Below are 12,344 nucleotides of genomic sequence, written 5' to 3'. Positions count from 1 at the left end.
AAAATACTGTTGTGGTCCAGGTGGATCTTGAGCAGCCCTGAGCTCAAGCCTGATACGCAAACGCTTAGATGCCCCGCATGTGCCGGGCTCTGCTTTGCGAGGGGGCTAACAGCAGGCATTGGCTACAAAATCAAGTTGTTCAAGCTGGGTTATTGCTTGGTGTATACAGTGTCGAGTGCAGATTGATTAAGAATTTGGCCTCTTTTACAGCTTCGCTGTAAAAGAGGCCAAATTTGTTTTAACGGTAGTCTTGCTGGAAGGCTGTTTTCACCTTCTTGAGTTGATCTCGGTTGATGTTGGCCTTGATTTTGAACAAGCCAGCGGTTTCAACGGTTTTTTCAGCGTCCAGAAACTCCAATACCGGTTTGTAGAACTCCCGGTTCCAAAAGTCATGGATGAAGATCCGTGCAGAGGCTGGATCTCCCTTGTCCATTACGTAGTCGATGCTCTCCAGGGTGCTGGCAACACGGAAGCGGCCATCCACCAGGATCAGATCAAAGGGCAGATCCTGGGTGTGGATGGAGCGGCTGTAATTGGGGAATTGATCCGCCGCACGCAAATCCACGGGGTAGCCCCATTCTTTAGTGGGGCCGATATCCACGTGATTGACCTGGCAGGCATCGCCCACCTCAGATTGCAGTTGCTCCAGCCAGCGGCGGTCGCTTTCAACTCCATGGACGTTCAAGCCCATGCTGGCCGCCAGCTTGGTGGAGCCGCCACTGCCGAACTCGTAATAGTGTTGAGCCTTATCCAGGCAGGACTCGAAAAACTCGATCTCGGCGCTGGTCATAGCCGGGATGTCAGGAATTGTCATGCTGGGCAGGTTGCGCAAGCGGGCCTGCTTCAGGTATTCCTCTGCTTTGGGGTGCTGGTGCTGCGTCAGCAAGCGCTGCGCATAGTCGTGAGCCCCAAAGTAGGCGTGCAGAATAAAGGCCAGCTTTTCCAGGCGGTCGATGGGAAGGGCATGTGTGTCACGCGGCAAAAATACCGCAATAGCCGAATGGGTCCGGCTGCCGCTGTGGCTGTTCCTGAGCTGCTCGTCGGTGTAGCCGCTCTCGCAGTCAAAAGCCATGAGTGTGTAGAACTCCAGGCCATGCGGCGCGAGCAGGTCCCGAGCCTGTGATAAGTCCAATTGCCGGGCATCACCCGGTGCGAAATGAACTTTGATTGAGACAAGCAAGGTCTGTTCCAGGCTGCGGCTGGCATGGGCGAGCAGGGCGTGATTGTCGTAGTTGTCGGCTAGCATCAACCAGTCAATAGGGGCGTCCCGCTCCAGATCATCCAGACGAATAGAGGGCAGGTCAAACTGGGTCAGCTCCTGGCTGGCATTGATGACGGGTGGCAGGGTGCCGCTTTGCTGATTGTCCATGCGGGCCTGGAAATTGACGGCGCCACCATGTCCCAGCACTGCTTGCTGGACGATCTGCAAGCGATTGCGATTCAAGGGCAGAAGCAGGTCCTGAGTGATTGCTGCGGGATCAAAGCAAATTAGATGCACCGCTCCGGTCGCATAGAGCTGTTCGAACTTGGCGTCCTGAATCAAGCGTGCGCCATGATCGATGACGACCACAGGGTGCCGCAGCTCGAATTTGAAGTCTTGTTCGCCATTCGCCTCTTGCAAAGGTACTGCAAGGCGCGCACTTTCTTGATCCTCAAAACGGAGCTGGTGATCTGCCTGGATGCTAAGTGCCGCTGGCAAGGCTCCGTCGCAATGACGCTGCCAGATGGCGCGCAAGGCCTGGCGTAAGGATTGGGCAAAAGACTCGTGATCGCAGACTGGGGAGTTCAGAAAAATCTGGCGCATTTCACTGCGCAAGGACGCCAGCAATGCATGGTCTTCAGCCAGCATGCAGGCCAATGACACGTAATGATCCCAGGATTGGGCAACCAACTGAGGATAGCCGGCATTGCTGATATGGCTGGTGGAGTGGCGGCTGGCAAAGGTGGGGCCGGGCAGGGTAACGACTGGGGCACCCATCAACATGGATTCCAGCGTAGTCAGGCCACCCGAGAAGGGCCAGGGGTCAAGGGTAATGTCGACGCGGTTATACGTTCTGAGCAGTTTGCGGTGATTGGATTGACCCTCGAATTCCAGGCGTTCGGGATCAATGCCTTGCGCTTGAAAGCCTTTCTGGATTTTTTGCTTGAACTCTTCGCCTTCGTACAAAGAGCCTTTTAGCAAGAGACGGGAATTGGGCACCGCTGTCAAAATCGCGGCCCAGGCCTGGATGGTGGGCTCATTAATCTTGTTGGCGTTATTAAAGCAGCCAAAGGTTATGTAGCCATTTTCCGTCAGGGGGGCCGGGCCGACTTCAGGCACGTAGAAGGGGGGCATGTAGCTGATGTAGCCGTTGGGCATGCGAATCAGCTTTTCTGTGTAGTCTGCGTCTGTACCTTCCGGACTTTCAAAGCGGTCCGAAATCAAGTAGTCGATGTAGTCCAAACCCATGGAGTTGTTCAACCCGCCTACCCATTTCACGATAAGCGGAGCGGGCTTCATGGACAGCATGCGCAGGCGAGTGCCTTTGTGATAGCCGCTCATGTCGATCAGAATATCAATCCGGTCACGGCGGATTTGTTGGTTCAGTTGCTCATCGCTCAAGGCAGCCGTTTCGCGCCAGGCGTGGCAGTGCCCGCGCAACTGTTCGGTCAGGTCGTCGGGCTTGTCCGTGCTGCTGTAGGCATACAGCTTGAATTCTTTTTTGGACAGGCGCGTTAGCGAACCACTGGTCATGCGAGTAACTGGGTGGTTGCTAAAACCATCGGATAGCAGGCCGATGCGCAAGGTGCGGTTAGGGATACGACGGGTATCCGCTGCTGAATGCAGGGTGTAGGCGAACCGTTTTTGCCAGTCTTGCTGCAGTTGGCGAATAGTCGCTAGATCCAGATTGGGGTTGAAATGCTCGTCGGTAATGACTTTGCCCAGAATCAGATCGTTTTTCGGGTCCTGACGATGGGCTTGGCGCAGCAGCTTGCGTGAACTATCCAGGTCGCCGCGCTTTGCATGTAGCTCGGCCAGTTTGAACAGGGCGATCGCACTGGGTTTTTGTTTTATTTCTTCTTCAAGCAAGGCTTGGGCTGCGGTGTAGTCCCGGCAGGCTACGTAGACGTCCACTGCGAGATCCCGGGCTGCCAGATCTTTCTTTATTTTGAGTTGGGGCAGGTAGCTGCGGGCATCCAGGGGGCGTTGTTCGTTGATCAGCGCCTTGATGATGAGCGACAGGCTGGCCTGATGATCGGGGTGTTGGGCAAGCAGCTCGTCCAAAATCGAAATGGCGGCAGAGAACTGGCTGCCATTAAATTGCTGGAGGGCGTCTTGGTAGCGCGTATCAGGGGACACTGAGCGGTCAGAGGAGGACATGGCGTGATAGGGAGCTGAAGTCTCGTTCAAATCTGGCTAGCATACCGGTCGGGCGGGGAGGGCAATGCGTGAAATAAGCCGGATTTTCAGGTCTTTGGCCCAAAAAAAACCGGATATTGCAGGCAATATCCGGTTTTCGTGCAACTGGCCGACAAGTTAAACCTGGCGGCCCGGTGTGTAGCGGCTAAATTAACGCAGCAGCGACAGAACCGTTTGTGGAACTTGGTTGGCCTGGGCCAGAACCGATGTACCAGCTTGTTGCAGGATTTGAGCACGAGTCATGTTGGAGACTTCGACTGCGTAGTCGGCGTCTTCAATACGCGAACGCGAAGCAGACAGGTTAGTAACCGTGTTGTTCAGGTTGGCGATGGTGGACTCGAAACGGTTCTGCACAGCACCCAGGTCGGAACGCAGGTTGTCCACGTCTTGGATGGCGGCGTCGATCGATGCCAGAGGAGCAACCAGAGACAGAGTCTCTTTGTCGGTCACTTCAGCGCCGCGAGCCACGGAGATCGTGTTGGCAGTAGCGTTGGCAGTAACGGTACCAGCAGCGTACACCTTGCCTTCGTGCAGGATGTAGTTGGTGGAAGTTGCACCGGTGGTCTGAGTCATGACGGAACCACCGCCAGTTGCAGTCACCAGAGTGTTGGCGTTACCCATTTGAGCAGGAATGGGGTTGCTGGTGGTGCCCGCAGCGGCTTTCATTTCGAACTTGGTAGCGTCGAATTTCTTGGCCAGCTTGGAAACGTCCAGATCTTTCAGATTCAGAGTTTCGGAGTCGATTTGCTTCAGGTTAACCGAGATGGTTTCGCCGTCGTTAGCGCCAACTTGGATAGCCAAGGACTGGTCTTTGGCCAGAACTTTCACACCGTTGAACTGAGTTTGCTCGGAAACACGGTTGATTTCGGCCAGACGCTGGTTGATTTCAGCCTGAATCGAATCCAAGTCGGTGTCGGAGTTGGTGCCGGTTGTAGCTTGCACGCTCAGAGTACGGATGCGCTGCAAGTTGTTGTTGATTTCGTTCAGCGAACCTTCGGTTGTCTGAGCGATAGAGATACCGTCGTTGGCGTTGCGGGAAGCTTGAGTCAAGCCGTTCACGTTGGAAGTGAAGCGGTTGGCAATAGCCTGACCGGCGGCGTCGTCTTTAGCGCTGTTGATACGCAGGCCGGAGGACAGGCGCTCAATAGCGGTGCCCAGCGAGTTCTGAGATTTGTTCAGGTTGTTCTGCGAAACCTGAGCTAGGTAATTGGTGTTGATAACAGCCATGGTAACTCCCAATGTTGAGTAGAGCGGCGAAACGGTTTCGCCCTTTGCCCAGGAAAGCGTTGACTTTCTGCTCGCCCCACACGGGGTAATCGCGTATTCGACACGCTGCGTTCTTCCTGTACACCAGCATTAACGGAGGGGGCTAAAAAGTCTTTAGGGGCAGACAGGAAAATTTTCTGTTTTTAGCCCTGAAACCTTGAAAATCGCGGTTTAACGCGTGTTTGAATAGCAATCTTACAGGGGCTGCCGTTTAACAAAGCGGGTCGCTTGCTGTTTGAAATCGCCTGTTTGCAGACGGATTGAGTGGGCCGGCGCTGCGTTAAGAACAGGGGCCATCCGTAGATGGCCCCTGTTCTGGCTTTACTTAATACAGCGGATTAATCTCTCAAACCCGCCCATGCACTCTTGCTTACACCGCGATCGGGCCGCCATCGGCGCGTTGGATCACTACGGTGGAAGAACGGGGACGCACTGTATCCATGCTGGAGACAGTAGCGTCTTGGGTGCTGTAGGCCGGCCAGTTCACCGGGTGCTGAATGTTCAGGAACAGGCTGGTGTGGTCTGGCGTCATGGAAAAACCGGTGATTTCAGCTTCGTTCGGGCCCACGAAGAAGCGGCGCAAATCGGCCTGGTTGCTGGCATTGATGGCCGGGCCGGTGCCCGTGCTGTCTGCCAATGCGCCGGGGATAACGGCCAGCATCTGGTCGTTAGTCGCCCGGGCCACATTGTTTTTACGTCCGCCGTCGATACCGTTGTCCGTCTGAATCCACAAAATGCCACGGCTATCAAAGCCCAGACCGTCCGGGCTGGCCAGTTGGTTCAAGTCCGTCAGTCCCGAGCGGTTGGTGTCGGCATCCGCTCCTGCGTCGGAGCCGAATACAAAAATATCCCATTTGAAGTTGTTGGAGCCGGCTTCATCGTGCCAGCGGATGATGTGACCGTTGACGTTGTTCAAGCGCGGGTTGGCCGGGTTGGTGCCGGAGGAGGCGTTGCGGCTGGTGTTATTGGTCAGCGTCAGATAGATGTCACCGTTTCTGGGGTGGGTGGCGGTCCATTCCGGGCGGTCCATGGGCGTGGCCCCTACGAAGTCGGCCGCACCGCGGGTATTGATCAAGATGGCGTCCAGGCCGCCAAACTCATCGGCTAGTGTGCGACCATTTTTGCCTTTAGTGCTACCGGTCAAGGCCAGCCATTCGCCGGAACCATCTTCGTTAAAGCGGGCAACATACAGTGTGCCTTTGTCCAGATACTTGGCCCCCACTGCCAGGCGGTCCGTGCGCTGGGCATCTTTTGGGTCCCAGACTGCGTCAGAGACGAAGCGGTACACGTATTCAAAGCGCGAGTCATCGCCGCTGTAAAAGGCCAGGGGCTTGCCCGCTTCGGGTTTGCTGTAGGCGCAGCCTTCGTGGGCAAAGCGGCCCATGGAGCTGCGTTTGGTCGCAATGCTTGTGGGGTCGTAAGGATCGATCTCGACCAGGTAGCCAAAGCCGTTTACTTCGTTGCGCCAGTCCTCTGACGCGCTGGAGCCGGTTTCGGTCACGTTAAAGCGTGCGAATTCGCCCAGTACTTCCGATGGGTCTTTAGCGGCGGTTTCCCACAGGTAGCGTCCTGTTGGGCCGGCGGACACGCCAACACGCAACTGATGCGCGGGGCGTGTGCCCGTGTTCACAAAGCAGGCGGCCCAGTTTTCTTCGGCCGTAATGTACGTGCCCCAGGGCGTCGTTCCGTTGCCGCAGTTGTTATTGGTGCCACGTACCTGCGTGCCATTGGGTGAAAACGGCGTCTTGGTCCAGTCCGTGCCGCTGATGGGGCCAGCCAGTTTCATGGCTGTGGCGGAGGTAAAGCGGCGGTTGTAGCGCGAGTTATTGACGATGTTCCAGTGACCGTTTTCACGACGGATATGGATGATGGCCACACCATGCGCGTTGATTTCCTTGCGCACCTCTTCGGCGGGACGCTTGCCCTTGACCACCGTTGGCCCATTCGGGTGCAGGGCGTTTTCGTCGATGTATTCGTGGTTAACGGCCAGCAGGCCCTCGGTGGAGCTGCCTTCCAATGGGAAGAAATGCATGCCGTCATGGTGCATGCCCATGGAGTTGAGCAGATCGTTGGAGCTGTTATTGCCGTTTTTGTCCCAGGGCAGGGCATTGTCATTGATGGGGGTTCCCCATGGTGCCAGCACGTGGGCGATATAGCCCTTGGGCACCACGCAGCCATCGGTCATGGAGGTGGGCAGGGAGTCAAAACCCAGTTTGACGCTGGCCGGTGGGTCGGGGTCCGGGTTTGGCTTGGGTGTTTGGCCGCCGTCATCGGGAGTGTAATCACCCCCCGTGCTGCTGCTGTCACAGCCTGCAAGGCTGAAACTGGTCATGGTGGCCAGTGCGGCCGCCAAACCACCACGCATCATGGCGCGGCGAGTCAGGCTCTTTTCCAGAATTTCACTAAAAGGGGTGTTCTGACTGAGGTTGCGCACAGTCTTGTCGGAGATAGATTTGCTCATAGTGATGATTAGCGCCAAGGCGGGGTGGTGAAAGGTATGAGCAATGCTAGGGGGTGAAGGTGAAAGGACTATGACAGCTAGCTGAAAGAGCGTGCTGGCTCCTTTTTCAGGGGGGCTGTATGCCGCTGTTTCTGGCCAGTGAGATCAGCGGGGGGAAGGTTTTTGCAGGCCCGCTACAGCCGCGGGCAGCTGTGTTTCGCTAGATGAATTTTGATTAAAAAAATCAGTGCATAAGAGTTTCAAAGAACCTGTTTTTTATTTTCTGTACAGTTCCGTACAGTTTTAAAAATTCTTGTTCAAATTGCGCTTCGTTTTTTATCTATCTATTTAATATCAGGGCTCTAAGCCCTTTTTTGTCGTTGGTGTTCTTTCAGCTTCTTTTAAGGTTCAAACTGGCCTTTCTTTATTCTGTACGCCCTGTGAATGGGCGTTTTTCAGAGGCTTTGAGGCTTACTATTTGATGTACTATGTTCCTTTTTTTCATCGGGAACTCAATGAAGCAAGGGGTTTTACTGCGCAGTGGCCGTGCCGACGCTTTTATGGCTTTAGGTGAAGGAGGCCGACCGGTATTTCGCTCTGCTTTACAGTTGCGAGAAGCCTTGCGTCGTCGGGCAGGCGGTTTTGCCGACCACCTGGCGATTCCTCAAAGTAATGAAACCGGCTCCACGCTGGATTGGTACAGCCCCATCTCCGGGCAGGTTGTGCCCTGGACTGCGGCCACCGAACAAGAACGCGAAGAAGGCTTGAAGCAGCTCAAGGCGTTTCAAGCCCAGTTGGACAAGATGGCGCCTGCCTCCGAACAGGATGAGCAAGATAAAGAAGTGCTTGGAGACAAGGCCTTGTTTTCCAGCTTGCTGCGCCGTGTCCTGTATTTTCCAGATGAACATTTTGTTTATCTGGTCAACGGCAAACCGGTTCTGACCTTCTGGGGCTTTCAGCATCACGGTGCGGATCAGACTCAAAACCCCTTATTACCGTTGATGCCCGTCCCCAAGCCAGTTCCTGTTGCGGCGGCGGTGCCTCCTCCTGTCCCACCCGTGGCGCCTGTGGCACCAGTAGTCGTGCCAGTGGCGGCCAGTTGGTGGTCTCGCTGGTGGTGGCGCTTGCTGGCGTTGCTGCTGCTATTGGCTTTGCTCTTGTTTGGCTTGCGTTGGTGCACGGCACCCACGCTTCCCGGTGCGACTTTAGGACCTGTGGCCACCAGCCTGAGCGGCTATGTGCCGGAGAAATTGCGTAATTGGTTAGGTTGGACGCCTTCAGCACTGGATACAGGCGTGCTGGTGCCGGGTGGGCGTGTCGATGGCACGGCCTTGGTCCCTGGAGGGACTGTACCTGTGGCTCCTGGCGCAACTGGCGCTGGGGCGGGGGTAGAGCCGCCCGGCCTGGGTACACCGACTGCTCCGGACGCCGGTCCTGCTTCGGAGCCCGGCTCTCCCGCGATGCCGGGCGATCCGGCAAATCCTGCAGGTGACCCCGGCGCTAATCCTGCGCCGCCCGAGCTGCCACAAGATCCAGCTGCGCCGCCTGCTGATCCAGGAACTCCACCTGCCGCGCCAGATGCCAATCCGGCCGATCCTGCGGCCCCAGCCTCGCCGGCTGGTGCCCCTGGTTCCTTGGTCGTACCGCCTGACGCCTTACAGTCCGGCAAAATGGATTTCTTGAACGGCCAGTGGGCTGCCCGCATGGGTGTGCAAGACAGCCAGACGGGTAAACCTGTGCAGTTGCAATACCAACTGAAAGACGGTGCAGGCAATGTCCAGATTAAACGTGGTGACGGGGTTCAGTGTGAAGCTCCCGTTTCGGCGGTGGCCGAGCAAGGCCGTCTGGTCTTGAATGCCAATGCCGCCGCTAAATGTACTGATAATGCTGCCTACGATATGCCCAAGATCGTGTGTGATCCTGGTGCCCCAGGCGCGGCCGCCCAATGTGCGGGCATGTATGGCTCTGATGCCTTCCCTTTGATCTTGCAGCAATCCGAATGATGAGTGCTTGAACCTTATGTTGCCTGAATTACTCAAACACGATGGCTTGGTTACCTTGATTGAGAACACCGGAGTCCAGTTCATGGACTTCGGTTTTGACATCAATGCTCCCACTTTGGGCAGCAAGAAGCTGGGTGCCTTGAACCATTCTTTCTTCAGCACCAATGGCCAGAACTGGCGCTTCCTTTTTGAAGGCTTGCAGTTCGGTCAGGAACAAACCCTGTTTCACCAGCCTGAAGGCGAGGTGGGGGTGTATCAGGGGGGCGCGCGCAATGATCAGGAATGTGATGTTTCGCTAGCCCGCACGCTGGACCTGTTCGATGGTTTGTGGCTGCCCGTGCCTTATGTGCGCTTTGTCGCTCCGCATCGTTTTGACAATGGCCCGGCCAGTTGGAGCCGCTTGCGCGTGGTGCGTCTGGAAACGCCCGATCGCGATGGCAATACTCACCGTATCACTGTTGCCTGCGATACCAGCGTGGTGGATTTGACGGAAGGCGCGGCCTACCTGGCCCCTTTGCGTGAAGACATCAATGCCGGTGCTTTGTTCCGCATTGCCTGCGACAGCGCCCATATGGACTGGTTCCTGAACCGGGACTGGGTGCAGGAATGGTTGCTGGAAGTCTATAAAGACAACGTCAATAAAACGCGCAATATCGACTTTGGCGAAGATGTCACGGCCTTGCGCTCTGCGCAGCTGCATTTCTTGAACCTGTTGAGCCTGTTTGCGCCGCCCCACGAATGTGTGGATGGGCGTTCGGAAGCTTGGGTGCGTTTGCCCGATATCAAGGTGCTGGCTGCTAACTGGCAAAGCGAACAAGTTATTCCAGTCGATCTGGTGCTGGACGTGGGTAACTCCCGTACCTGCGGCATTCTGATTGAAAACCACGGCCAGGACGATTCGGGCTTGCGGCAAAACTATGTGCTGCAATTGCGTGACTTATCGCACCCGCATCAGGTCTATAGCAAACCGTTTGAAAGCCGTGTGGAATTCGCGCAGACAGACTTTGGCAAGAATCACCTGTCACTGAAAAGTGGCCGTCCTACCGCCTTTTCCTGGCCCACGCTGGTACGTGTTGGCGACGAAGCCGCACGCCTAGCCGCGCGCCGTCGAGGCACCGAGGGCACGACAGGCCTGTCCAGCCCCAAGCGTTACTTGTGGGACGAAAACGAATACAAGCACGGCTGGCGTTTCAGCCAGCAGTACGATCGCTCGGATGCCGAGCCGCGTGCTTTGGCAGCGCCGTTCTCTTTGCATATCGACGAGCGCGGTGAGGCGCTGTACACCCTGGACGAAGACGACCGCTTGCCGGTGTTTGAACCCTTTTATTCACGTAGCTCGGTCATGACCTTCATGCTGACCGAGGTGTTGGCCCAAGCGCTGCTGCAAATCAACAGCCCTGCGCAGCGGGTACGCCAGGGGCACTCCAACAAGCCGCGTCGCCTGAGCAATATCGTATTGACGGTGCCGCCGGGCATGCCTTTGGTAGAGCGCAGTCTTTTGGCCGAGCGTCTGCGCCAGGCTATTGGTCTGCTCTGGACCAGCCTGGATTGGTACCGAGGCGAAGAAGACCCTTACGGTCTGGAACTGTCCGAGTCCGCTAAGTTGCCGGAAAATTTGCGCGTTCCCTTGCCTGAGTTCCGGGTGGAATGGGACGAGGCCACCAGCTCGCAATTGGTCTACCTGTTTACTGAAATCACACAGAACTTTGCGGGCCATGCGGACGAGTTTTTTGATGCCGTCGCCGCTCCGTACAAAGAGGATCGGGAAACCCTGACGTTGGGCATTATTGATATTGGTGGCGGGACCACGGATATCGTCATCAGCGATTACACCTTACGCCGTCCGGCGGGTGCAGGCAGTGGCAGCAACCTGACCATCTCGCCCAAGCAGCGTTTTCGTGACAGCTTCCGCGTTGCGGGGGACGATATCTTGCTGGACGTGATTCAGCGCTACGTTCTGCCCGTGCTGGAAGATGCCTTGAGCCATGCCGGTGTCCAGGATACGGATGTTTTCCTGTCGCGCTTGTGCGGCAATGAAAAAGCCGATGCGGATAAAGCTATTTTGCGTCAGCAACTGGCCTTGCAAGTGTTTGTGCCTTTGGGGCTGGAGTTTTTGAAGCGCTACGAAGCGTATGATCCGCACGAGGATGCACGTGCCGTCCAGTCCCTGCCTTGGGGCGACTTGCTGGAGTTTGAGCATTTGCAGGGCGACCAGAGCAATGCGCCTCTGTCCCACGCCTCTGCCGGGTCGGCTGATGCGCTGCCCCGCGTATCCAGCAAAGTGGTGCAGTACGTGCAGGAAGAGTTGCACAAGCATACGGGCCATAAAGTTGATTTTGAACTGGACAAGGTAGAGCAAGGTTTCGATCTGGCGCATTTGCATCAGGGCCTGGTCAGTGGTTCTTTGAACATCAACGATCCACTGCGTGCCTTTTGCGAAGTGTTGAACTACTACGATTGCGACATTGTGCTGATGGCGGGGCGTCCTTCGCGTCTTCCTGGTGTGCAAGCCTATGTGCGCTCGCAAATGCCCGTGTCCCCGGCGCGACTATTGCCTTTGCATAATTACCGCACGGGCAGTTGGTATCCCTTCCATACCAATGGTCGTATTGATGATCCCAAGAGCACGGCCTCGGTCGGTGCCATGCTGTGCCTGCTTTGCTACAACATGAATATTGACCAGTTCAATTTCAAAGTATCGAATCTGCGGCCCCGTTCCACCCTGCGTCATATCGGGATTATTGACTCCAATAATCAGATCAAGGATCAGGACATTGTCTATAAAGACGTGCTGCAACAAGACCCGGATACCCGCGAAGAAGTGGTGACGCTGGAGAGCATCAGCAGTGAAGACTCGGACGGCTATCACCTCTTGATGCAGGGCAGCTATCTGCGTCTGGGCTATAGGCAGTTGGATGTGGAACGCTGGCCCGCCTCGCCTTTGTATTACCTGCACTTGAACGAACGCGTGCGTCGCCAGATGGCCGATGCACCAGATGATGATGGCCAGTTGCCCGCCATGGAAGTGAGCTTGCAGGTCAATCAAAAAGTGCGTGACAAGCAAGGTCGCCGCATGATCAGCGATCGCCTGGAAGTACGTCGCTCGGCACCGCGTGATTTCAAACTGACGGGCTCCATCCCCAAACCCGTCCGGATTCAGCTGAACACCATGCTGGAAGCCGGCCTGGGTGATTCTCCATATTGGCTCGATAGCGGGAGCGTAGTGCTCAAATGA

5 protein-coding genes are annotated in these 12,344 nt (G+C 56.1%); 2 read left to right on the top strand and 3 right to left on the bottom strand.

Going from position 1 to position 12,344, the window contains the following annotated elements; all coding sequences use genetic code 11:
• Positions 1-238: 238 nt before the first annotated feature.
• The 3 genes from AC1RSM_RS08150 to AC1RSM_RS08140 form a co-directional block, all read right to left on the bottom strand.
• Positions 239-3,391, bottom strand: a complete 3,153-nt coding sequence (locus AC1RSM_RS08150) for an O-linked N-acetylglucosamine transferase, SPINDLY family protein (protein WP_492931232.1) — start codon at positions 3,389-3,391, stop codon at positions 239-241.
• Between the two features lie 159 nt (positions 3,392-3,550).
• The gene (locus tag AC1RSM_RS08145; protein ID WP_492931230.1) at positions 3,551-4,627 is read right to left on the bottom strand and encodes a FliC/FljB family flagellin; all 1,077 of its coding nucleotides are present in this window, start codon (positions 4,625-4,627) and stop codon (positions 3,551-3,553) included.
• A gap of 409 nt (positions 4,628-5,036) precedes the next feature.
• A complete protein-coding gene (locus AC1RSM_RS08140; RefSeq protein ID WP_492931228.1) occupies positions 5,037-7,127 on the bottom strand; it encodes a PhoX family protein in 2,091 nt (696 codons plus the stop codon).
• A 494-nt stretch (positions 7,128-7,621) separates the two neighbouring features.
• On the opposite strand from AC1RSM_RS08140, the gene AC1RSM_RS08135 reads away from it, so the two are divergent.
• Both AC1RSM_RS08135 and AC1RSM_RS08130 read left to right on the top strand, forming a co-directional pair.
• On the top strand, positions 7,622-9,109 hold the full coding sequence (locus AC1RSM_RS08135; protein WP_492931226.1) for an SrfA family protein: 1,488 nt from the start codon (positions 7,622-7,624) through the stop codon (positions 9,107-9,109).
• A 16-nt stretch (positions 9,110-9,125) separates the two neighbouring features.
• Positions 9,126-12,344 (top strand): virulence factor SrfB, encoded by a 3,219-nt coding sequence (locus tag AC1RSM_RS08130; RefSeq protein ID WP_492931224.1) that lies wholly within the window; start codon positions 9,126-9,128, stop codon positions 12,342-12,344.

This window comes from Alcaligenes sp. GW821-FHT11D07, assembly GCF_058808495.1.
The sequence above is the reverse complement of the archived record's forward strand: the minus strand, read 5'-3'. Positions and strand labels throughout refer to the sequence as shown.

Excerpts from the sequence above, each read along its gene's own strand:
- AC1RSM_RS08145 (WP_492931230.1), bottom strand. The coding sequence starts at position 4,627 with ATGGCTGTTATCAACACCAATTACCTAGCTCAGGTTTCGCAGAACAAC.
- AC1RSM_RS08140 (WP_492931228.1), bottom strand. The coding sequence starts at position 7,127 with ATGAGCAAATCTATCTCCGACAAGACTGTGCGCAACCTCAGTCAGAAC.
- AC1RSM_RS08135 (WP_492931226.1), top strand. The coding sequence starts at position 7,622 with ATGAAGCAAGGGGTTTTACTGCGCAGTGGCCGTGCCGACGCTTTTATG.
- AC1RSM_RS08130 (WP_492931224.1), top strand. The coding sequence starts at position 9,126 with ATGTTGCCTGAATTACTCAAACACGATGGCTTGGTTACCTTGATTGAG.